At 56.8% G+C, this 21,318-nt stretch carries 22 protein-coding genes and 1 tRNA gene; 14 read left to right on the top strand and 9 right to left on the bottom strand.

The annotated features are described in order from the left end of the window. Positions 1-44 precede the first annotated feature (44 nt). From BM320_RS06065 to bmt, 4 genes are all read left to right on the top strand, one after another. Positions 45-722 carry a putative bifunctional lysylphosphatidylglycerol flippase/synthetase gene (locus BM320_RS06065; protein WP_090197687.1) on the top strand — a complete coding sequence of 226 codons (678 nt, stop codon included), beginning with the start codon at positions 45-47 and terminating at the stop codon, positions 720-722. Beyond that, positions 683-1,135, top strand: a complete 453-nt coding sequence (locus BM320_RS06060; protein ID WP_090197684.1) for a hypothetical protein — start codon at positions 683-685, stop codon at positions 1,133-1,135. Before BM320_RS06065 ends, BM320_RS06060 begins: the two co-directional genes overlap by 40 nt. A 69-nt stretch (positions 1,136-1,204) precedes the next feature. Beyond that, entirely contained in the window at positions 1,205-1,807 is a 603-nt protein-coding gene (locus BM320_RS06055; RefSeq protein WP_311135502.1) for a phosphatidylglycerol lysyltransferase domain-containing protein, read from the top strand. Continuing rightward, the gene (gene bmt / locus BM320_RS06050) at positions 1,804-2,817 is read left to right on the top strand and encodes a betaine--homocysteine S-methyltransferase (RefSeq protein ID WP_090197679.1); all 1,014 of its coding nucleotides are present in this window, start codon (positions 1,804-1,806) and stop codon (positions 2,815-2,817) included. The genes BM320_RS06055 and bmt overlap by 4 nt, the downstream gene beginning before the upstream one ends. A 2-nt stretch (positions 2,818-2,819) precedes the next feature. Here bmt and BM320_RS06045 read toward each other — a convergent pair whose 3' ends face one another. From BM320_RS06045 to BM320_RS06035, 3 genes are read right to left on the bottom strand one after another with little or no spacing between them, the layout of a single operon-like run. Continuing rightward, positions 2,820-6,065, bottom strand: coding sequence for an error-prone DNA polymerase (locus BM320_RS06045; protein ID WP_090197676.1), 3,246 nt, complete (start codon positions 6,063-6,065; stop codon positions 2,820-2,822). After that, entirely contained in the window at positions 6,062-7,525 is a 1,464-nt protein-coding gene (locus tag BM320_RS06040) for a Y-family DNA polymerase (protein WP_446001680.1), read from the bottom strand. The genes BM320_RS06045 and BM320_RS06040 overlap by 4 nt, the downstream gene beginning before the upstream one ends. Next, entirely contained in the window at positions 7,476-8,054 is a 579-nt protein-coding gene (locus tag BM320_RS06035) for a hypothetical protein (protein WP_090197670.1), read from the bottom strand. The genes BM320_RS06040 and BM320_RS06035 overlap by 50 nt, the downstream gene beginning before the upstream one ends. 154 nt (positions 8,055-8,208) lie before the next feature. On the opposite strand from BM320_RS06035, the gene BM320_RS06030 reads away from it, so the two are divergent. The 4 genes from BM320_RS06030 (at position 8,209) to BM320_RS06015 (ending at position 10,925) form a co-directional block, all read left to right on the top strand. Next, entirely contained in the window at positions 8,209-8,913 is a 705-nt protein-coding gene (locus BM320_RS06030) for a cobalamin B12-binding domain-containing protein (protein ID WP_090197667.1), read from the top strand. Positions 8,914-8,959: 46 nt separating this feature from the next. Continuing rightward, positions 8,960-9,118 (top strand): hypothetical protein, encoded by a 159-nt coding sequence (locus tag BM320_RS16370; protein WP_165614998.1) that lies wholly within the window; start codon positions 8,960-8,962, stop codon positions 9,116-9,118. Then, entirely contained in the window at positions 9,115-9,738 is a 624-nt protein-coding gene (locus BM320_RS06020) for a DUF1638 domain-containing protein (RefSeq protein ID WP_090197661.1), read from the top strand. Before BM320_RS16370 ends, BM320_RS06020 begins: the two co-directional genes overlap by 4 nt. A gap of 173 nt (positions 9,739-9,911) precedes the next feature. Further along, positions 9,912-10,925 (top strand): Hint domain-containing protein, encoded by a 1,014-nt coding sequence (locus tag BM320_RS06015; protein ID WP_165614997.1) that lies wholly within the window; start codon positions 9,912-9,914, stop codon positions 10,923-10,925. On the opposite strand, the gene BM320_RS06010 is transcribed toward BM320_RS06015, so the two are convergent. The 4 genes from BM320_RS06010 to purM form a co-directional block, all read right to left on the bottom strand. Continuing rightward, positions 10,914-11,327, bottom strand: a complete 414-nt coding sequence (locus BM320_RS06010) for a SufE family protein (protein ID WP_090197655.1) — start codon at positions 11,325-11,327, stop codon at positions 10,914-10,916. The two genes, BM320_RS06015 and BM320_RS06010, sit on opposite strands and share 12 nt — an antisense overlap. Before the next feature lie 22 nt (positions 11,328-11,349). Then, a complete protein-coding gene (gene rnd / locus BM320_RS06005) occupies positions 11,350-12,507 on the bottom strand; it encodes a ribonuclease D (protein ID WP_090197652.1) in 1,158 nt (385 codons plus the stop codon). Positions 12,508-12,581: 74 nt separating this feature from the next. Beyond that, a complete protein-coding gene (purN, locus tag BM320_RS06000; RefSeq protein WP_090197649.1) occupies positions 12,582-13,178 on the bottom strand; it encodes a phosphoribosylglycinamide formyltransferase in 597 nt (198 codons plus the stop codon). Then, positions 13,175-14,218, bottom strand: a complete 1,044-nt coding sequence (gene purM / locus BM320_RS05995; protein WP_375342065.1) for a phosphoribosylformylglycinamidine cyclo-ligase — start codon at positions 14,216-14,218, stop codon at positions 13,175-13,177. Before purM ends, purN begins: the two co-directional genes overlap by 4 nt. A 288-nt stretch (positions 14,219-14,506) precedes the next feature. On the opposite strand from purM, the gene BM320_RS05990 reads away from it, so the two are divergent. Next, positions 14,507-14,583: transfer RNA gene (locus BM320_RS05990), tRNA-Ile, on the top strand. Positions 14,584-14,656: 73 nt separating this feature from the next. Here the strand turns inward: BM320_RS05990 and BM320_RS05985 are convergent. Continuing rightward, on the bottom strand, positions 14,657-15,238 hold the full coding sequence (locus tag BM320_RS05985; RefSeq protein WP_090197646.1) for a putative outer membrane beta-barrel protein: 582 nt from the start codon (positions 15,236-15,238) through the stop codon (positions 14,657-14,659). Between the two features lie 278 nt (positions 15,239-15,516). On the opposite strand from BM320_RS05985, the gene BM320_RS05980 reads away from it, so the two are divergent. Together BM320_RS05980 and BM320_RS05975 are read left to right on the top strand one after the other, a co-directional pair. Then, positions 15,517-16,725 carry an NADP-dependent isocitrate dehydrogenase gene (locus BM320_RS05980; protein WP_090197644.1) on the top strand — a complete coding sequence of 403 codons (1,209 nt, stop codon included), beginning with the start codon at positions 15,517-15,519 and terminating at the stop codon, positions 16,723-16,725. Positions 16,726-16,798: 73 nt separating this feature from the next. Further along, a complete protein-coding gene (locus BM320_RS05975; protein ID WP_090197641.1) occupies positions 16,799-17,410 on the top strand; it encodes a YitT family protein in 612 nt (203 codons plus the stop codon). Here the strand turns inward: BM320_RS05975 and BM320_RS05970 are convergent. After that, complete coding sequence (locus tag BM320_RS05970) at positions 17,407-18,252, bottom strand: transferrin-binding protein-like solute binding protein (RefSeq protein ID WP_090197637.1); 846 nt, start codon at positions 18,250-18,252, stop codon at positions 17,407-17,409. The two genes, BM320_RS05975 and BM320_RS05970, sit on opposite strands and share 4 nt — an antisense overlap. A gap of 170 nt (positions 18,253-18,422) precedes the next feature. Here BM320_RS05970 and BM320_RS05965 point away from each other — a divergent pair, with 170 nt between their 5' ends. The 3 genes from BM320_RS05965 (at position 18,423) to BM320_RS05955 (ending at position 21,317) form a co-directional block, all read left to right on the top strand. Continuing rightward, positions 18,423-18,758 carry a DMT family transporter gene (locus BM320_RS05965; RefSeq protein WP_090200406.1) on the top strand — a complete coding sequence of 112 codons (336 nt, stop codon included), beginning with the start codon at positions 18,423-18,425 and terminating at the stop codon, positions 18,756-18,758. 80 nt (positions 18,759-18,838) lie between these two features. Further along, positions 18,839-20,656, top strand: a complete 1,818-nt coding sequence (gene typA, locus BM320_RS05960) for a translational GTPase TypA (RefSeq protein WP_090197634.1) — start codon at positions 18,839-18,841, stop codon at positions 20,654-20,656. A gap of 100 nt (positions 20,657-20,756) precedes the next feature. Continuing rightward, complete coding sequence (locus tag BM320_RS05955) at positions 20,757-21,317, top strand: VOC family protein (RefSeq protein ID WP_090197631.1); 561 nt, start codon at positions 20,757-20,759, stop codon at positions 21,315-21,317. Position 21,318: the final 1 nt, after the last annotated feature.

Here is a 21,318-nt window from a genome sequence, read left to right as displayed (position 1 = left end):
ATTCATTTCAATAGCTTACGCCGGTCCCATCGATCGGAGCAGGCATGATTTTTTCACCGTCTAAAAACCGCCAGCAGGCGGGCGCTGGTGGCATCAAATTCGGCGTTGCCTGCGCGATCGGCATTATCTGCCTTTTGATCACGCGCGACCGCTTGGGTGCGATGGACGCCGCGGCAATCTGGGGCGCGCTTGGGGACTTATCCGCGTTTGCAGGCATTGCAGCGCTATTGGCGACGTGGGCCAGCCTGCGTACCGTGGGGCAATATGATGTCATCTGGCATGAAATCTTGCACACGGAGACAAGCCCTGCAATTGCCGCGCGCAGCGGGACCACGGCCATCGCTTTTGCCCAATTTGTCGGATTCGGCACATTAAGTGCTGCGCTGATCCGGCGGCATATGTTGCCGCAACTTTCGCTAAGACAGATCGGGGCCGTTTCAGCGGCAGTGCCGCTGGCATTTTTTGCATGCTGGAGGTTTTACGCAATGGCCGCCGGTTGGTGGCTTTCCGCGCCTGCGGTGCTGGTCGGGCTGGGCTGTTTGGGGGTGGCGCTGGCCGCCTATTTTATCGGACCCGGCTATTTCGCGCGGCTGATGGGCTTTACTTTTTGCTTACCGAGGCAGAAATTTTTGGTTTTGGCACCGTGCTTGCCGCCTACATCCTTGCTTTGGGTGCGTTGCTATTGGCGAATGCACCTGCGGGCGCGGGCGCATTCGATCTGACGCTTTTGATGCTTTTGGGCGGTGACGAACGGGTCGTGGCCGCATTGATCGCGTTTCGGGTGATCTATTATCTGTTACCCTTCGTGTTTGCGCTGCTGGTTATTGCCTTTGCACAGCGCTGCGTTGTCCCGCCCGAGTGCCAGCCTGCGCTTTGGGGCTTGTCGGGGCAGTCAGCGGCGCGGCGCAAGCAGACCCAAGGTTTTCATCTGGTCGCGCATCTGCCGTTTTTCCTATGTAGCATCGGCGCAAAAGAGCCTTGCAAAAATTTCAGAAAATTCGCACGAAATGCATATAGATCAATGCTGTGTACAGTGTTTTACAATTGTTCCGGACGGGTTGCCAATAGTGCCAAGAATGCCGGCTGGCATATGCGGCGCATCGCCATCGAGGCTATAATCCGCCCTGCGCAGTAGTCGGTAGAGGGCGCGCAAAAGCAAGGTTTGCGGCACAAAATGCGGATCGCCTAACGCGCAGGGGTTTCCATTCGCGCGGTCGATGGCGGCGCATATATCGAAACGATGCACGGCATTGCGCGGGACTGGGCGCGCGCGCACGGCAGTGAGCTGGGGTTTTCAATGGGCCGTTTTTGCCCGAAACTGATCGGGCGACAACGCGTTTTCCTGATTTTGCAAGACGGGTGCCCGCGCGGTTTCGTGACATTTCTGACCGGCCATGACGGCTGGCATCTTGATCTGATCCGCTACCGCAGCGGGCTGTCTGACGGGGCAATCCATATGGCTGTGGTCGCGGCCATTGGGGCCGCCCACACCGAATGCATTGCGCAGCTTTCGCTTGCCTGTGTGCCTGATCCGCAAAGCACCCCCGCTGTTTGGGCCAACCGGCGGGGCCTTTCACAGTTCAAACGCAGTTTTGCGCCTGTTTGGGTCGGGCGCTATCACTGTGCGCCCAACCGGATCGCCTTTTGGCTTAGCGGTTTTTTCATCGCGCTTGCGGTCCAGCGCCCTGTCGCAAACCTGCCGTTGCGACTGTTGCATGTGATCAAATTATTGCCTTTGGAATTGAAGTTTATGCCCAAACGTGACAAGCGACGCTTGCAACATAATCAAAGGCCACAAAAATCATGACAAACGCCCTTTCAGAACTGCTTGAAACACGCGACTGGCTGATGGCTGATGGTGCGACGGGGACCAACCTGTTTAATATGGGGTTGATGTCCGGCGACGCCCCCGAGATGTGGAACATCGACGAAACCGCCAAGATCAAGGCCCTATATAAAGGTGCCGCTGACGCGGGCAGTGATATTTTCCTGACCAACAGCTTTGGCGCGAATGCGTCACGTTTGAAACTGCACGGTGCGGAATCGCGGGTGCGGGAATTGAACATAGCCGCCGCAGAACTGGGGCGTGAAATCGCCGACGCATCCGGTCGCAAAATTGTTGTCGCAGGTTCCGTCGGCCCGACCGGCGAAATCATGGCGCCGATGGGCACGTTGACCCACGCGCGCGCCGTCGAGATGTTCCACGAACAGGCCGAGGGGCTCAAAGAGGGCGGCGCAGACGTGCTTTGGGTCGAAACGATTTCTGCCGCCGAGGAATTCGAAGCGGCGGCCGAAGCCTTTGCAATGGCGGATATGCCGTGGTGTGGCACCATGAGCTTTGACACTGCCGGACGCACGATGATGGGGCTGACCTCGGCTGATATGGTGAAAAAGGTCGGCAAGCTGGCCTATCAGCCGCTGGCATTCGGGGCCAACTGCGGTGTTGGCGCATCCGATTTGCTGCGCACTGTGCTGGGTTTTTCGGCTGCGGGGCCAACCGCGCCAATCATCGCCAAGGGCAATGCAGGCATCCCCAAATACCACGACGGCCATATCCATTATGATGGCACGCCGGAATTGATGGGTGATTATGCCGTGCTGGCGCGTGACTGTGGTGCGACGATCATTGGCGGCTGCTGTGGCACAACGCCAGAACATCTGCGCGCCATGCGCGAAGCGTTGGAAACACGGCCGCGCGGGGACCGCCCGACATTGGAGCAGATTTCCAAAGAGTTGGGCGGGTTTTCATCCGCTTCCGACGGCACCGACGGTGCCGGACCAGAGGCGGCTGCGCGTCGGGGCCGCCGCCGCAAGTAAGCCTAGTGAAAATCGCGGCTTGGAAAAAGCCGCTTTGCCTGATCGCGCGGATGCATCGCGCGTGGTTGCGCGCGCGGTCGCGGTGCATCGTCGGCTTGCGGTTGGGTAATACCCACGGCCGCGTCCATCGGGTGCCCAAGCGTGCGCAACTGGTCTGAAATATCCGCGACATGCTGCGCAATCACATGCACAACAATGCCTTCGCGCTGCACATATCCGGTGATCCGTAAAAGCCGCCCCCCCATCACCGCGCGGCGAAACTGTTTATAGATCGTCTTCCAGACCACAACATTTGCGACCCCTGTTTCGTCTTCGATGGTCAAGAATACAACGCCCGAGGCGGTGCCGGGACGTTGGCGCGTGATCACCAACCCGCAGACCTGCACCTGCCCCAGCGGCACATCCGGCAAGGTGGCGTGCGGGGTGAGCCCGTTCAGATGCGGGCGCAGCAGTTCCATCGGGTGCGCCTTAAGCGACAGGCGCATCGCGACATAATCTTCGACAACCTCTTCGCCCAGATGCATCGCGGGCAGGGTCACGCTTGGCTCTGCAATCCCTTCACCATCCAAAGGATCACTGAACAGCGGCAGCGGCGCATTGCCCTTAATCGCTTTCACCGCCCAAAGCGCATCGCGCCGCCCCAGCCCCATATCGGCATAGGCATCCGCCTCGGCCAGCCGTTCCAGCACAGACGGGCCAACGCCTGCGCGCAGCCACAACGCTTGCGGATCGCGGTAACCATTGCCGCGCGCGGCCACGATCCAGCCGGCATCTTCCTCGCGAAACCCTTTGATCTGGCGAAACCCAAGCCGCAGCGCCAGCGTCCCATCGCTGCGTTTTTCGAGCTTATTATCCCAATCGCTGGTGTTGACGCAGATCGGGCGCACCTCGATCTGGTGTTCGCGTGCATCACGCACAATTTGCGCAGGCGCATAAAACCCCATCGGCTGCGCATTCAGCAGCCCGCAGGCAAAGGCCGCCGGATGGTGACATTTGAGCCAAGCCGACACATAAGCCAACATCGCAAAGGCGGCGGCATGGCTTTCGGGGAACCCGTATTCGCCAAAGCCTTCGATCTGTGAAAAGCAGCTTTGCGCAAAATCGGGTTCATAGCCGCGTTCCAGCATTCCGGCGATGAATTTGTCGCGCAACTGCCCAATGGTGCCCATCCGCCGGAAGGTTGCCATAGATCGGCGCAGCTTATCCGCCTCTGACGGTGAAAACCCGGCGGCCACCACGGCAATTTGCATGGCTTGTTCTTGGAACAAGGGCACGCCAAGCGTCTTTCCCAACACGTTTTCCAGTTCTTTCGACGGGAAAGATACAGGTTCCTTGCCCTGCCTGCGGTTGATATAGGGATGCACCATCCCGCCCTGGATCGGACCGGGGCGCACGATGGCGACCTCGATCACCAGATCATAGAACACGCGCGGCTGCATCCGCGGCAGGAAATTCATCTGCGCGCGGCTTTCGACCTGAAACACCCCGATCGCATCGGCAATGCACAGCATATCAAAGGTCGGCGCATCCGCCTGTGGCACGCTGGCAATGCTATAATCTGGCCCGCCATGCTGCGCGATCAGATCAAAGCTTTTGCGGATACAGGTCAGCATTCCCAGCGATAAGATATCTACCTTAAGAATACCCAACGCGTCGATGTCATCCTTGTCCCATTCGATAATCGTGCGGTCATCCATCGCGGCGTTTTCAATCGGGCAAAGCTCATCCAGCCGCCCCTTGGTGATGATAAACCCGCCAACATGTTGCGACAGATGGCGCGGAAACCCGATAATCTCGCCAATGAGTTTAATCGTCTGCGCCAGTCGCGGGTCAGACATATCAAGGCCCAGCTCCTTGATCCGTTCAGGGTCCGCCCCGCCGTTCGACATGCCCCAGATTTGCCCCGACAGATTGGCGGTCACATCTTGGGACAGCCCCATGACCTTGCCCACCTCGCGGATGGCGGCACGCGACCGGAAATGGATCACGGTGGCACAAAGCCCGGCGCGGTGCCGCCCGTATTTGGCATAGATATGCTGGATCACCTCTTCGCGGCGTTCATGTTCAAAATCGACATCAATATCAGGGGGTTCGCCCCTATGTTCTGACACGAACCGTTCCACGACCATGGTGATGGTTTCGGGGCTGACATCGGTGATCCCAAGCAGATAACACAGGATAGAATTGGCCGCCGATCCGCGCCCCTGGCACAAAATCCCCTGCCCGCGCGCAAATTGCACGATGTCATGCACCGTCAGAAAATAGGCCGGAAAATCAAGCGTTTTGACAAGATCCAGTTCCTTATACATCTGCGCAATCGCGCGGTCAGATGCCCCTTGCGGATAGCGTGTTTTCAGCCCTGCATGCGCCAACCGCACGAGCCGGTCTTGGGGTGGTTCATCGCCTGAAATCTCGTCGGGGTATTCATAGCTTAACTCTGAGAGGCAAAAACTGGATTGCGCGGCGATTTGCACCGTGCGGCGCAAGGCGGCGGGGTGGCGCGCAAACAGCCGCTGCATATCCCCCGCCCCCTTCAGCCGCCGTTCCGCATTGGGCAATGCGCGCGTGCCGATCTGGTCAATCGTGATATGGTCGCGCATGCAGGTCAGCACATCGGCCAGTTGCCGACGTGATCCGTGATGCATCAGCACATCCCCCACCGCCACCATCGGTGCCGCACAGCGCAAGGCAAGCTGCGCGCAGGCGTCAAAATAGCGCTGGTCGCTGCCGTCATAGCGGGGTGCGGCCCCCAGATAGACATCACTTGGATAGCATTTGCGCAGGCGCGTGATACCTGCCTGACTGGCGCGCAAGCCTTTTTGAGGAAGCGCAATCAACGTCATCCCTGCCCCGCCCTGTTCCAGATCGCGCAGGTCCAGATGGCATTCGCCCTTGGGCGCGCGCCGTTTGCCCAATGTCAGCAACCGCGTCAACCGCGCATAGCCCGCCCGATCATGCGGCAGCGCCAACCAATGCGTATCGCAATCGCGCAAGACCAGCCGCGTACCGATGATCAGTTTTGGCAGGCGGCGGTCAGGATCTGCGCGTTGCAACTCTCGGCGGGCCGAAAACGCCCGCACCACACCGGCCAGTGAATTGCGGTCCGTGATCGCCAGCGCTTGCAGACCTAGCTCGGCCGCTCTGGCGACCATTTCCTCGGGGTGTGATGCCCCGCGCAAAAAGGTGAAATTGGTGGTCACCCCCAATTCGGCATAACCCTGTGCGATGGATGGCGGGCGCGCGGTCATGCGAATTCTCCCTGCACAAACCAGCCCGGATTTTGCGGTGTATAATAAAGCCAAAGCCTGCGGCCCTGCACCGTGTCCACCTTCCAATAATCGCGCAGGCCTGACCGCCAATTTTCATCGGGCAACCACCATTCTGGCGCGATCCGTTCGGGGCCAGTGGCGTGGCCTACGGTTAACGCCATGCGCCGCCAGCGAAAATTCTGCGGCGGGCGCGCGCCTGCCCCTGCAATTGGTTCGGGCGCAAATAAGTGTAACGGGCGTGGACGCAATGCCACCCAAGCGCCCTCAGACCGGCTATAAGCCGCCGCGGCGATTTGAAAACTGCGTTCGGGGATATGGCTATCGGCAGGCAAAAAGCGGTGGATATTGTCCAGCCCGATGCGGTTACCAATCCGCGTGATCAGGTCATCAACCCCGTCACTGCGCGTTGCCGCCCCATAGGTAATCTGCGCCTTGGGCAAATGTTCGACCTGAACCGCGATCAGGCGGATTTGATCAATGCCGTAACCTGCATCAACCGCGCCCACGCCGCGTTCAAACAGCGGCAAAATCCGGCCCGCATCGCGCATGGGGGCGGCCAGCCGCAATTCAACAACCTGCGCGCCTTGGTCAACGCGGCGCAAATGCAGCTGCAATTTTCGCGCACCCATGTCCTGATCTTTGAGCTTGGCACACAGCCGGTCCAGCAGCCGTGCAGTGCCCGCCATCACATCACCGCTGAGCCCGATAGGGTCAGGCAATGTCATCCGCACCCCGTAATTTGGCGCATCTTTGAGCGGCGAAATATCTTCGTCGCGCGCGCCCATTGCCTGATCCAGACGCAGCACCACGTCAGGCCCAAAGCGACGCGCAATAGTGGCGCGCGGCAGCGCGGTCAGATCCGAAATTTTACGCAGGCCAAGCCGCTGCAGCGCGGCATCCGTTTTTGCATCCAGTCGCAGCGCCGCCACAGGCAGGCGCGCGATATCTTCGCCTGGGCTTCCCCGCCCGAAATGCGTCAGCGCCCACGCTGCGCCGCGCGTATCAGCCACAGCGACACGCCCCTTTAGCCCCGCACGCAATAGGCGCGCGCGCATATCATCCAACATCGCGTCTTCACCGCCGAACAGATGCGCCGACCCTGCGATATTCAGCAAAAGCCCGTCGATACCGTCCAGCCCCACCCACGGGCAGTAGCGCTTGCTCCACCTTGCCAGCATGCGCAAAAACCGCGCATCGGCAACCGGATCCGCCGGACAGCTTTGCAGATCGGGGCAATAGGCGCGCGCGTCCGAAAACCCCATATCGCGATGCAACCCTTGGGCGGCAGCGGCACCATTCAGGCAATAAATCCGGTCGGTGTTTTGCGCGTGATGCGTGACAACAAACGGGCGCGTATCATCGGCCACGATCGCCCCACCCCGCGCGACCCTATCGCTGGGCAGGTTTGGAAACCACATTGATACGACGCGTTTGCGCATGCCACCCTACGTTCCATCCCGTTAATGTTCCTGATTTGTTCTTTATAATTTCCCAATGCTGCAAAGTCGAGTCCGCGCCCGCCCCGCCGGGATCAAAAACCGGCGTGCAACGCCAGCGCGTTTGCGCGGCATTGCTGCCCATCGCTTCGGGGATCAGGCACAGGCCCATCGCGCCGCCTTCTTGCGCGGCAAGCTGCAACCGCCGTCCTTCGGTCAATCCGATCCGCGCGCTTAGTTCGATCACCACCAGCGCGATATGGCCGGATCGCAAGGCTTCCTCTGCGGCGGCAAGCGCATCAATCTGACGGGCAGCTTTTGCAATCAGCAACTGCTTTGGGTCCAGATAGGCCGCAAACCCAACCGGATTCAGTTGCGCGCCAGCCCACGATTCGCGCAGCCAGAACACGGTTTTGCCATTCGCCCCGCATAAATGCCCTGCCAATGCCGCCGCAAAGGCCGGCGCCGCCGCGCCGCATGCCTCGTGGGTGCGGGTGTTCATTGGCGGAAAATGGGACCAAAAATCAGACATCACGGCAAATCATCCTCATCCACCCGCAAATTTAGAACAAAAGACGAACATGTACAACGGCGAGTCGGGATTGAAATTGCGAATGTCGTAAATCACTGGCTGGCCAAATCAATTTGGGCGCATTACGTAAGGAGAAACGCAAAAGAGGTGCCAAATGTCCGACGAAGAAGATGACATCATCCTGTCCGAACTGAACGACGAAGATCTTGTCGCGCAGATGTTTGACGACCTTTATGACGGCATGAAGGAAGAAATCGAAGAGGGTGTGAATATCCTCATCGCGCGCGGTTGGGCACCTTACAAGGTGCTGACAGAGGCGCTTGTCGGGGGCATGACCATCGTCGGCCATGATTTCCGCGACGGGATTCTTTTTGTTCCAGAGGTGCTTCTGGCCGCCAATGCGATGAAGGGCGGCATGTCCATCCTGAAACCGCTGCTGATCGCGACAGGCGCGCCGCGCATGGGTAAAATGGTCATCGGCACAGTCAAAGGCGACATCCACGACATCGGCAAGAACCTTGTGGCGATGATGATGGAAGGTGCAGGCTTTGAGGTCAAAGATCTGGGGATCAATAATGCAGTCGAGGCCTATGTCGACGCGCTGATCGCCGAAGACGCAGACATTCTGGGCATGTCCGCCCTGCTGACCACCACAATGCCCTATATGAAAGTCGTGATCGACACGATGATCGAAAAAGGCATGCGCGACGATTATATCGTGCTGGTCGGTGGCGCGCCGCTGAACGAAGAATTCGGCAAAGCCATCGGCGCTGACGCCTATTGTCGTGATGCGGCCGTCGCCGTTGAAACCGCCAAAGCGCTGATCGCGCGCAAACACAATAGCGGTGCTGCCACCTAGCAATTTTGGCGCGGCATCCTATCTAACGCCCATGACAGGACATCCGATGCCGCGCACGACATTTGCCATAATCCTTATCAGCGTTATCGCCCTTGCGGCACTGACCGTTTGGGCCATTTCAGGAGCAGGCGAGCTGGCACCGCTTGGCATTCTGGCCCTATTGGCGCTGACAATCGCCCTGCGGTTTTGGGGCAAAAAACAATGACCAGTGACGGCACCCTGACCCATGACGGGCTGGCACCGATTGGCAATGGCCGCGTGTTGCTGATTGCCTGCGGCGCGCTTGCGCGTGAAATCCTTGCGCTGATCAAAGGCAACGGCTGGGACCATCTTGATCTGCAATGCCTGCCCGCCATCTATCACAGCCGCCCCGAAAAAATTGAACCCGCCGTGCGCAAGGCTGTGGCGGCGCAGCGCGACAATTACGACCGGATATTTATCGTCTACGCCGATTGTGGCACCGGCGGGCAGTTGCAAAAAACCTGCGATGAACTAGGCGTGAAAATGATCGCGGGGCCACATTGCTATTCCTTCTACGAAGGCAATGACCGCTTTGCGCAAATGGGCGAGGTTACATCGTTCTATCTGACCGATTTTCTGGTGCGCCAGTTTGATGCCTTTGTCTGGGAACCTTTGGGCCTGTCCAAACATCCGCAATTGCGCGACATGTATTTCGGCAATTACGAAAAACTGGTCTATCAGGCGCAGGTCGAGAACCCCGAACTGGTCGAAAAGGCAAAAGAATGCGCCGACCGTCTGGGGCTCGCATTTGAATACCGGTTCACCGGTTACGGCGATCTGAAAAATACACTTAATGCCCTCTAAGTAGTCAAAGCTGAAAGGGAAAATAAAAACACCCTAGAGATGTGCGATTCACCTTGTTCTAACACCTCAAGAATGCAAGAAATTAACCATACGCAATCTAGGGGAGAATTCGGAAACACCAAATTCCCATTGGTACGATTCCGAGTCTGCCTACATCGCATGGGAACATGGGCATGGTCCAACTCACCTGTACAGTCAGAGAATACACAGGATCACTTTTGATAGCGAACTTGCTCACATCGAACACAACAATAGTTCTGAGCAATTTTGGAGCGGCCACAACGCAGACAGTTGAAGATTCAGATGGGATTGTAACACCGGGCGACACCGCCGAACTGGATTCCACCGTGATGAATGTGATTGCGACGGGAACCGTACAGGCTGGTGTCGCACTTGGACCACTTACGGTTGGTGTTGGCCCGCAAGCGCCTGTCATTCTACTCCAAGATCCAAATGATGGTACGCTGTACATGGTTTTTCCAGACGGCGAACCTAGCGACATTTCCCGTATCGCAATGATATTTAATCTTGATGATAACCCTTCAGCAACGACACCAATTTGCTTTGTAAGCGGCACCCCCATCCTGACTGTAGGCGGGTACAAAAAGGTAGAGGACATCCGGACCGGTGACCGTCTGGTGGATTGGGAAGGAAACCCGACCAAGGTTCTTTGGGTTGGCGTTCAGCACGTTACCGATTTGACCAATCCGGCCAATGCTGCCGCACGACCACTAACCTTCGCGCCGACGACATTTGGTCGTGCGCCGGATCAACCTGCCATCCGGCTATCGGGCAATCATCGTATCTTGCTGTCAGGTCCGATCGCATCGCTCTATTTTGGTTCAAGTGATGTTCTTGTACCTGCCAAAGCATTGGCTGATGGCCAACGTGCAACGGTTGAAGATTTCGAAAACACAGTGACTTACTACCATCTGCTGTGCGAAGCGCATACGCTGGTTTGTGCGGGCGGAATTTGGGCTGAAACACTTGTGCTTGGACCCGTGAGTAATCACATACTCGGCCCGCGGAAAATTGACGAAATCACTACCGCAACCACGCATTGTGACGTCAGCCAACACGCGCGCTTGCACCAAACCTGTTTGCCCTCTCTCAAACCGCGCGAAGTGACACTTCTTCAGCACGATAACTGGCAGCAAAGCACACCTTACAACGCCTTAGCTCTCTGAGGCTGCCGCCGTTTCGCGGATACGTTCGACCATCGCGCGCAACCCGTTCGACCGCTGTGCCGACAGGTGATCATTCAGACCAAGCCGCGCCAGTTCCGCAGGGGCGTCAGTTGCCAGAATATCCGCGACGGGCTGGCCGTTATATAGCGCCGACAGCACCGCAATCAGCCCCTGCACGATCATCGCGTCAGATGCCCCGCGAAATGTGAGCACCCCGTCGCTTATCTGCGGCACAAGCCAGACCTGACTGGCGCAGCCGTCGACCTTGGTCGCGGGTACGCGAAACGCCTCTTCCAGCGGGTCCATCGCCTTGCCCATCTCGATCACATGGCGATAGCGGTCTTCCCAATCGTCAAGGAATTCAAAGGTTTCGACCAGTTCTTCAAAGTCAGCATTTGCCATTATTCGTCTCATTTAATTACGCTCAAAGCGCGACGGTCACAACCTTTTGGCCCTTTACGGCCAGCCCGACAAGCCCGTCACACATGCGCAGCGCGTCATGGCCAAAGACCTCGCGCCGCCAGCCCTTCAGGGCGGGCACATCGCGTTCACCGCCCGCAAGCGCATCAAGATCGGCAGAAGATGCGATCAGTTTCGGCGCCACACCTTCGTGATCGGTCTTGGCCTTCAGCAAAACGCGCAACATTTCGGCCAAAGCAGGGTTCACCTGCAATTTTGCGCGCGGATTGTGAATGCTTGGCAAATCATCGGCCGCAACATTCAGCCCGTCCTGCACGGCCTGCAAGATGCCTTGGGCAATCTCGCCTTTGCGGGCCTCGCGCAAAAGCAACCGCGAGCGGCCTAAATCCTGTTCTGACTTGGGTTTGGTTGAGGCAAGTTCAACCAATGCGTCGTCCTTGAACACGCGGTTGCGCGGAATATCGCGGGCCTGCGCATAAGTTTCGCGGAACCGCGCAAGTTCGCGCACAATCGCCAGAAAGCGGCCCGATTGGGTGCGGGTCTTGACCCGTTTCCACGCATTTTCGGGGTCCGCTTCATAAGTCTGCGGGTTTTGCAGCACGGCCAGTTCTTCGGCCACCCATTTCTTGCGGCTGTTCTTAACAAGCTGGTCAGACAGGAATTCGTAAATATCGCGTAAATGCGTGACATCAGCCAGCGCATATTGCGCCTGCGCTTCGGTCAGCGGACGGCGTGACCAATCGGTAAAACGCGAAGATTTATCCAGATCGGCCTTGGCAATCTTGCGCACAAGCGTTTCATAACCCACCTGTTCGCCAAAGCCGCAAACCATCGCGGCCACTTGTGTGTCGAACAAGGGTTCGGGGATAACACCTTCGTCTACATAGAAAATTTCAAGGTCCTGACGCGCGGCATGGAATACTTTGACCACGCCGTGATCGCGAAACAGGTCGTAAAGCGGCGCAAGCGACAGCCCGTCAACCAGCGGGTCAACCAGCACGGCGTCTTCGCCCGCCTCGTCGCGGTAGGCCAACTGCACAAGGCAAAGTTTCGAATAATAGGTCCGTTCACGCAGAAATTCGGTATCGACGGTCACATAGGCCCGCTTTGCCGCCTCTTTACAAAAGGTCGCCAAGGCTTCGGTCGTTGTAATTTTCTTCATGCGTCGTCCGTTAATCGTTCATTACATTGCTACAGTGGACCGATAGATAGGCGATTGGCCCATCAATGAAAAGCTTAGCCACCAATCAGCAGCGGCGTGCGGTCGCCAGCGGCGTATCGGCGCAACACTTGCGGGTAAAGCTGGTGCTCAAACGGCAAAAGCCGCGCGGCCAGACTGTCAGGCGTATCATCGGGGCGCACGGCGATGACCGCCTGCCCCAAGATCGGACCGCCATCCAGTTCGGCGGTGACCTCATGGACGCTGCAACCGTGCTGCGCATCGCCTGCCTCCAGAGCGCGGGCGTGTGTGTGCAACCCTTTGTATTTGGGCAATAATGACGGATGGATATTCAGCATCCGCCCACCCCATTTACGGGTGAAATCTGCGGTCAAAATCCGCATGAACCCTGCCAGACAAATAATATCGGGCTTTGCCGCATCCAAGGCGGCATTCAGCGCGGTTTCAAAACCGGCGCGATCCTTGCCAAAGGGTTTGTGATCCACCGCTGCCGTGGGCACGCCCAAGCCGCGCGCCTTGTCCAGCCCGCCCGCATTGGGGTCATTTGACAGTACCAGAACAGGCCGCGCCGGGTGGTCGCCCGTCATATCATTCACCAGCGACACCATATTGGAGCCGCCGCCAGATATCAGAATCGCAACGCGTTTACTCACAAAAGCGCGCCCGTATAGCTGACGCCTGCGCCTTTGGTCACGGTGCCAAGGTGATGCACGGTTTCGCCGGTTTCGGCCAATAGCACGGTCAGCGCTTCGGCTTCGGCCGCATCAACGGCCAGTACCATGCCGATGCCCGCGTTGAATGTCTTGAGCAACTCAGCCTCGGCCATGCCGCCGGTTTCGGCCAACCACCGGAAAACAGGCGGCAATTCCCACGCGCCAAGGTCGATTTGCGCGCCCAAACCTTCGGGCAGAACGCGGGGCAGGTTTTCGGTCAACCCGCCACCGGTGATATGGGCCAGCGCATGAACGCCGCCTGCCCGCACCGCGGCCAGCGTTTGCTTGACATATAGACGGGTCGGCGCAAGCAATGCCTCGCCCAATGTTGCATCCGCAAACGGTGCGGTGTCGGACCATGCAAGCCCCGACATTTCGACCACACGCCGCACCAAGGAGTAGCCGTTCGAATGCACCCCGTCCGACGCAAGCCCCAGCAAAATATCGCCCTCGGCCACGCCAGCGGGCAAATCAGCACCCCGTTCCATCGCCCCCACGGCAAAGCCCGCAAGGTCAAAATCACCGTCATGATACATGCCCGGCATTTCCGCGGTTTCACCACCGATCAATGCGCAACCCGATGCTTCGCAGCCTGCGGCGATGCCTTCGATAATCCGCGTTGCCTGATCCAGCTCGAGCTTGCCGGTCGCGAAATAATCAAGGAAAAACAATGGCTCTGCCCCTTGGCAGACCAGATCATTCACGCACATCGCAACCAGATCAATACCGATTGTATCGACGTTGCCGGTATCAATGGCGATGCGCAGTTTGGTGCCGACACCATCTGTTGCCCCGACCAAGATCGGGTCGGTGTATCCGGCTGATTTAAGGTCAAAAAGCGCCCCGAAACCACCCAAGCCGGCCATCACGCCAGGGCGTGCTGTGCGTTTTGCGGCAGGCTTGATACGCTCAACAAGCGTATTACCCGCATCGATATCTACCCCTGCATCTGCGTAGGTCAGGCCGTTCTTGGTCATCATGATACCCCATTCATAAGATGCAAATGCGATAGCCCAAGCCCCGCTGTGACGCAACGCGTAGTCGCGCACAAACTTCAATAAAATATCGATCCGCTTACCAGTTGTTAACGACTTGTCGGGCAATATTCGTCCCGAGACCGAAGCCCTCCTCGACTTCAATGGTATCTCTTCGGTGTTTGCGGCGGCAGGCGATTAACCCATCAACTGGATAGGCCTGCCGTTCGCTGCATATTTTCCGCAAACTGTCGCTTGACGGCTCCGCACGGTCTGATAGTTCAAGACCGCAAGGGGCCTGTAGCTCAATTGGTTAGAGCAGAGCGCTCATAACGCTTTGGTTGGGGGTTCAAGTCCCTCCGGGCCTACCACACCCTACAAACTGTATATTTCTGGCCAATCGTCTTAGGAATGATGGCGCCGTCATTCCGGCGCCATCAGTGATTAGAAGCGAATACCGCCAAGTAGGCTCAGCGAATTATATTCAACTGATTCAGACTGAATTAGGCCCTCATCGAACCCTTCTTGGTATTTGATCGCGGCAAAGGTCTCATAAGCGCCAAGCGTATAGCGCAAACCACCTTCGAGCTGGTAGCCAGCAATTGTGTCGTTGCCATCAGCCAGCGCCGGGGTATCTTCATACGTCAAAGTGATCGCACCAACACCAACGCCGAAATAACCCGTCATATTCGCGTTTGGAATCGAGAACACATAGCGGCCATTCGCCATGAGAGAGAGCGATTTAAGGTTCCCGCCGGGGCCCCAGCTGCTATAATCCTGGCTGGTTAGCATGGCATCAAGACCAGCTTCAAATCCGCCGGGAATCGCAGTGTAGACACCGGCACCAACCAGATAGCCAGCGTCCATCTGCTGTAAATTTGGGTTCGCTGGCGGGATAGGGCCGTAATTAAGATCCTGACCACCAAAGGTCGCACCGCCATAAATTTCGACTGATTGCGCCTGGGCAGAAACTGCCAATGTTGCAGCGGCGATGGCAATACAGCCGACATGAAAAAGTGAAGTCATTTTTTGTACCTTTTTTTATAAAAACACGACAATGGTGACGCGTCACTGTGCACCTTGACCAAACGATCAAATAGTCACTATCCCTTTATGAAAATTGTAAATTTTGCTGTTGCCAATTTGCACAGGCACGCACTGCATTGCTGACGGGAGTTAATAATTTCGGCAAGGATCCCCGCTAAATCCGTGGAAAGTATTTTAGTATACCACCGTATACAGTCTTTAAGTAGGCATATCTTTACGTTATGCAGTTACAGAATCCACCAAATCCGGAGAACCCCATGTCAAAGATCAAGGTAGCGAACCCGATCGTCGAGCTCGACGGTGATGAAATGACCCGCATCATCTGGGATTTCATCAAAAAGAAACTGATCCTGCCCTATCTTGATGTCGATCTGAAATATTATGATCTTGGCATGGAGGTCCGCGACGAAACGAACGACCAGATCACGATTGATGCCGCCGAGGCGATCAAAAAATACGGCGTTGGCGTAAAATGCGCGACCATCACCCCCGATGAGGCCCGTGTTGAGGAATTCGGCCTGAAAAAAATGTGGCGCAGCCCCAATGGCACGATCCGCAACATTCTGGGCGGTGTGGTTTTCCGCGCGCCGATTATTTGCAAAAACGTGCCGCGCCTTGTGCCTGGCTGGACCGACCCGATTGTGATCGGGCGTCACGCCTTTGGGGATCAGTATAAAGCGACCGATTTCCTGATGCCCGGCCCTGGCAAGCTAACGATGAAATTTGTCGGCGAAGACGGCACCGTGATCGAAAAAGAAGTCTATGACGCCCCTTCTGCCGGTGTTGCGATGGGCATGTATAACCTTGACCAATCGATCATCGACTTTGCGCGCGCGTCGTTGAACTATGGCCTGAATGTCGGCTGGCCTGTGTATCTGTCGACCAAAAACACCATCCTCAAAGCCTATGACGGACGGTTCAAGGATCTGTTTCAACAGGTTTACGAAGAAGAATTTGCCGATAAATTCAAAGAAGCGGGTATCTGGTACGAACACCGCCTGATCGACGATATGGTTGCATCCGCGATGAAATGGTCGGGCAAATTTGTCTGGGCCTGTAAAAACTATGACGGCGATGTGCAGTCCGATACGGTTGCCCAAGGCTTCGGATCATTGGGCCTGATGACATCGCAGTTGATGACCCCCGATGGCAAAATTGTCGAGGCCGAAGCCGCCCACGGCACTGTGACACGCCACTACCGCCAGCATCAAGCGGGCCAAGCCACATCCACCAATTCGATCGCCTCTATTTTTGCATGGACAGGCGGGCTCAAGCATCGTGCGAAGCTTGATGATAACGCGCAGCTGATGGCGTTTGCCTCGACCTTGGAAAAAGTCATCGTTGATACCGTCGAAAGCGGCCACATGACCAAGGATCTGGCGTTGCTGGTTGGCCCCGACCAAAGCTGGCTGACCACCGAAGGTTTCCTTGAAAAAATCGACGAAAACCTGAACGCCGCGATGTAAGCGACCATTGGGGCGGTGCATGCCGCCCCAAAGCACATTGCAAAGGTCAGTAGTTATGACCTAGGTTCGCACTATGACCGAATCTCCGCGATCACCCAAACATAGCGTCATCGACGACCTGCAAGGGCTGGCGCTTGGCGTGTTCTTGTGCGGCATCGGTTTGCATGTGTTGACACATATCGGACTGATCACCGGACAAACTGCAGGGCTTGCGGTTATTATCAGCTATTTGACCGGCTGGTCCTTTGGCGCCGTGTTCTTTGTGATCAATATACCGTTTTACGCGCTGGCCTATTTTCGGCTTGGCCCGATGTTCACGCTCAAATCATTGATTTCTGTTACGGTGCTATCTGCGGTGACCGAATTTTTGCCCTTAGGCTGGCAAATGGGCAGCATAACGCCCTGGTTGGGTGCTGTCATCGCGGGCTGCACCACGGGTGTGGGGTTGCTCGCCATGTTCCGCCACAACGGGTCTTTGGGTGGTTTTGGGGTGATGGCGCTGATTGTGCAGGACGCAACCGGTTTTCGCGCCGGTTATTTCCAGCTGGTGATCGACGCGGTGCTATTCAGCTTTGCGTTTTTCATCCTGCCGTTCAACCTTGTTATCTGGTCGCTGCTGGGCGCGGTGATCATCAACCTGACAATTGCTGTCAACCACCGCCCCGATCGGTATGTCGCGCGCTAAAGCCCTGTCACGGTTATGATAAACGTGCCGGCACCTTCAAAGACGTTTGAGTCAATCGCAAGAACGCCACCCAATTCTTCGGCGTTTGGGCCATAGAACGACGCGTCCAGATCACCTGCCCCGCCTGTACAGCCCGCAGCACATGTCAGCCCTGCCGTAATACCATTCCCCGACAATGCGCCGCCCGAAAGGTTCAAATCCAGCGCGGTTGTGCCATCAAGCATCCCGTCAAGCGACCCCGAAACAGGGCCCGCGAAATTCACCGCGATTGTGATCGTGCCTTCGTATTCGGCGGCCCCAAGTCCGGCGAACCCGTTTGCGACAAACCCGCCGCTATATGTCGCCGTTCCGGTCACCTGCATATCCGCAGGGTCGGTTTCAAAACCAAAGACATAGCCGACTTCGCCCGATTGGCCGCCGGAGGTGTTGAATGTTGTCAATGAAACCGCGCCCGCATATTGCCCGGACCGGTCAGGTTCGTAAATGAGCGTCACAGAATGGCCGTTGGACAATGTCCCGCTGCCGTTTGTGATGGTTACGACTTCTCCGAAGATTTCGATTGTGGCGTCCAATGCGCCCTGATTTGCAGGACCTCCGGTCAAAAAATCGGTGGCAAGCGTCACGCTCCCGCCTTGGACCACTGAAACGCCAGTGCTGCTAAGCGCTGCTGCTGCGAGCGACATTTGCACGCCTTCAGCATCGGCCAGATCCTGACCGGTGGCACCATAGGGCAAACCGTTTGGCGTTGGCGACACAACTGGATTGTCACCGCCGCCACCGCCGCAGGCCGTTGTTGCAAGCAAGGCCATAAATGCCATCGATTTTGTCGCCGTGGTGACCATTGAAAACCCTTTGTGTATGTTTGTTCGTGAGCGCGCGCGATCGCACAATTATGCCGACTATAACGTCTGCTGTTCAGACCTCTATAGGTGTCATGCGCTTAGTTGAGATTTTTTTGCATTTGGAAGAAATTTGCGCAGACAGCCGCAGGCGGTTGCGCTATCCCTGCGCTATGCCTGCACATTATATCCACCTTATACTTGCAATTGTCACCGAAACCATCGGCACTTCTGCCTTGCAAGCCAGCGCGCAATTCACGCGGCTTTGGCCTTCGGTGATCGTCGTGGTGTCTTATGCGGCGTCGTTCTATCTTTTGGCGCTTGCTCTCAAGGTGATGCCTGTCGGGATCCTTTATGCGATATGGTCGGGGCTGGGGATCGTCCTGATCGCGGGGATCGGATACGCGGTATTCGGGCAAAAGCTTGATTTGCCTGCGGTCTTCGGGATATCGCTGATCCTGCTTGGCATCATCGTAATCCACCTATTTTCCAATACATCCACACACTAACGCCCCGTCTTGCGATTAAGGGCTAGCTTTTGCTGCGATTGCACGGTATCCGCGCGTCAACTTACCCAAAAGGCAGACCTATGGATATCCGCAATATCGCGATCATCGCGCACGTTGACCACGGCAAGACGACACTTGTTGACGAACTACTCAAGCAATCCGGCGTTTACCGGGAAAACGAAGCCACCCAAGAACGCGCGATGGACAGCAATGACATCGAACGCGAGCGTGGCATCACGATCCTTGCGAAGTGTACTTCGGTTGAATGGAAAGGCACGCGGATCAACATCGTTGATACCCCCGGCCACGCCGATTTTGGTGGTGAAGTCGAACGCATTCTGTCGATGGTTGACGGTGTTGTTCTGCTGGTGGATGCCGCCGAAGGCCCGATGCCACAGACCAAATTTGTGACGTCCAAAGCATTGGCGCTGGGCCTGCGCCCGATCGTTGTTGTGAACAAGGTCGACAAACCCGACGGTGAACCTGATCAGGCGGTTGATTCCGTGTTCGATCTGTTTGCAGCGCTTGAAGCTGACGATGATCAGCTTGATTTCCCGACAATGTTTGCCTCTGGCCGTTCTGGCTGGTGTGACAATGAACTGGACGGGCCGCGCAAGAACCTTGACGCGCTGTTTGACATGATCGTCAAGCACGTGCCGACCCCCAAACAAATTACCCGCAAGGACGAACCGTTCCAGATGCTGGCGACAACCCTGTCAGCCGATCCGTTTATCGGCCGCATTCTGACCGGCCGTGTCGAGGCCGGCACATTGCGCGCAGGCGAAACCATCAAGGCGCTGTCGCGCAAGGGCGACAAGATCGAACAGTTCCGCGTGTCCAAAATTCTGGCGTTCCGCGGGTTGTCGCAACAGCCGATCGACGTCGCCGAAGCCGGTGATATTGTGACCATCGCGGGCATGACCAAAGCGACAGTTGCCGACACGCTATGTGATGTCAGCATCGATACTGCCATCCCTGCCCAGCCGATTGATCCGCCGACCATCACAGTGACTTTTGGCATCAACGACAGCCCACTTGCGGGTCGTGACGGTAAACACGTGCAATCGCGCGTGATCCGTAACCGTCTGGAAAAAGAATGCGAAGTCAACGTCGCGATCAAGATCGCCGACACACCGTCTGGCGACGCGTTCGAAGTATCGGGCCGTGGCGAATTGCAAATGGGTGTTTTGATCGAAAACATGCGCCGCGAAGGGTTTGAATTGTCAATCTCGCGTCCGCAGGTGATTTTCACCGAAGAAGACGGCGTGCGCATGGAACCTGTCGAAGAGGTCACCATCGACGTTGATGACGAATACACCGGCGTTGTGGTCGAAAAACTGACCGGCCCGCGCAAGGGTGAATTGGTCGAGATGAAACCCGCAGGCGCTGGCAAAACCCGCATTATCGCCCATGTGCCTTCACGCGGGCTGATCGGCTATCACGGTGAATTCCTGACCGACACACGCGGATCAGGCGTTTTGAACCGGATTTTCCACGGTAAAACCCCTTATAAAGGCAAAATCGAAGGCCGCCGTCAGGGCGTTCTTATCTCGATGGAAAACGGGACATCCGTGGCCTTTGCCCTGTGGAACCTCGAAGATCGCGGCAAGATGTTTATCGGCGCGCAGGCACCCATTTACCAAGGCATGATCATCGGCGAACACAGCCGTGAAAACGACCTGGAAGTGAACCCGTTGAAGGGTAAGAAACTGACCAACGTGCGCGCGTCCGGCACTGACGAAGCGGTCCGTTTGACAACACCCGTCACCATGTCGCTGGAACAGGCGATTGCCTACATCGATGACGACGAACTGGTCGAAGTGACGCCAAACGCGATCCGTCTGCGCAAGCGCCACCTTGATCCGCACGAGCGCAAGCGCCAGTCCCGCTCTGCATAGTTGCTGAGCTTTACATTTTTGCACAAGGCGTCCCTCATGGGGCGCCTTTTCTATTTGTGCGCACATGTTATCTTTGTCGCAATCAGCACAGGAGCCGAACATGCAAAAACTTCAAAGCCAAGGCGTGCATCACATCACCATCACGGGTGCCGACCGCCAATCGACCATTGATTTCTGGGAAGGCGTGCTGGGCATGCCATTTGTGTTTGAACAGCCCAATCTGGATGAACCCAGTATTGGTCATCTTTACTTTGATCCGGGTGACGGGCGGCTCATTACAGTCTTTACCTCAGAGGATCGCACGCCCAAACGCCAGATAGTCGACCAAAGCCAAGGCTATTTGCACCACCTAGCGTTTAACGTCTCAAAGGTCAGCTTTGATCAGGCGGTTGAGCGGCTGAAAGAGCACCGGATTCCAAACTCTGGCCCTGTGGATCGCGGGTTTATGGACAGCCTTTATTTCCGCGATCCTTGCGGCATGTTGATCGAACTAGCCTGCTACCGGTTTGAGCCGCCGCAGGGCTACACCCACACGCATGTGCTACACCGCGCGCATCTAATCCGCGTGGCCGCGGCTGACGCAAGTATCGACAAGGTGCATCTGGCCGACGCGATCGAAGCGCTTACCGCTGAACGCGCGCCTAGCCTGACCAGAGTATAAG

Source organism: Yoonia tamlensis, from assembly GCF_900115105.1.
GTDB lineage: Bacteria > Pseudomonadota > Alphaproteobacteria > Rhodobacterales > Rhodobacteraceae > Yoonia > Yoonia tamlensis.
This window is presented reverse-complemented; position numbering and strand designations above follow the sequence as displayed.

Coding starts and splice junctions, on each gene's coding strand:
- BM320_RS06040 (WP_446001680.1), bottom strand. CDS start 7,525: ATGCGCAAACGCGTCGTATCAATGTGGTTTCCAAACCTGCCCAGCGAT.
- BM320_RS06065 (WP_090197687.1), top strand. CDS start 45: ATGATTTTTTCACCGTCTAAAAACCGCCAGCAGGCGGGCGCTGGTGGC.
- BM320_RS05985 (WP_090197646.1), bottom strand. CDS start 15,238: ATGACTTCACTTTTTCATGTCGGCTGTATTGCCATCGCCGCTGCAACA.
- BM320_RS06010 (WP_090197655.1), bottom strand. CDS start 11,327: ATGGCAAATGCTGACTTTGAAGAACTGGTCGAAACCTTTGAATTCCTT.
- BM320_RS05970 (WP_090197637.1), bottom strand. CDS start 18,252: ATGGTCACCACGGCGACAAAATCGATGGCATTTATGGCCTTGCTTGCA.
- typA (WP_090197634.1), top strand. CDS start 18,839: ATGGATATCCGCAATATCGCGATCATCGCGCACGTTGACCACGGCAAG.
- BM320_RS16370 (WP_165614998.1), top strand. CDS start 8,960: ATGCCGCGCACGACATTTGCCATAATCCTTATCAGCGTTATCGCCCTT.
- BM320_RS06045 (WP_090197676.1), bottom strand. CDS start 6,065: ATGACCGCGCGCCCGCCATCCATCGCACAGGGTTATGCCGAATTGGGG.
- BM320_RS05980 (WP_090197644.1), top strand. CDS start 15,517: ATGTCAAAGATCAAGGTAGCGAACCCGATCGTCGAGCTCGACGGTGAT.
- BM320_RS05965 (WP_090200406.1), top strand. CDS start 18,423: ATGCCTGCACATTATATCCACCTTATACTTGCAATTGTCACCGAAACC.
- purM (WP_375342065.1), bottom strand. CDS start 14,218: ATGATGACCAAGAACGGCCTGACCTACGCAGATGCAGGGGTAGATATC.
- rnd (WP_090197652.1), bottom strand. CDS start 12,507: ATGAAGAAAATTACAACGACCGAAGCCTTGGCGACCTTTTGTAAAGAG.
- BM320_RS05955 (WP_090197631.1), top strand. CDS start 20,757: ATGCAAAAACTTCAAAGCCAAGGCGTGCATCACATCACCATCACGGGT.
- BM320_RS06035 (WP_090197670.1), bottom strand. CDS start 8,054: ATGTCTGATTTTTGGTCCCATTTTCCGCCAATGAACACCCGCACCCAC.
- BM320_RS06020 (WP_090197661.1), top strand. CDS start 9,115: ATGACCAGTGACGGCACCCTGACCCATGACGGGCTGGCACCGATTGGC.
- bmt (WP_090197679.1), top strand. CDS start 1,804: ATGACAAACGCCCTTTCAGAACTGCTTGAAACACGCGACTGGCTGATG.
- BM320_RS06030 (WP_090197667.1), top strand. CDS start 8,209: ATGTCCGACGAAGAAGATGACATCATCCTGTCCGAACTGAACGACGAA.
- BM320_RS05975 (WP_090197641.1), top strand. CDS start 16,799: ATGACCGAATCTCCGCGATCACCCAAACATAGCGTCATCGACGACCTG.
- BM320_RS06015 (WP_165614997.1), top strand. CDS start 9,912: ATGGTCCAACTCACCTGTACAGTCAGAGAATACACAGGATCACTTTTG.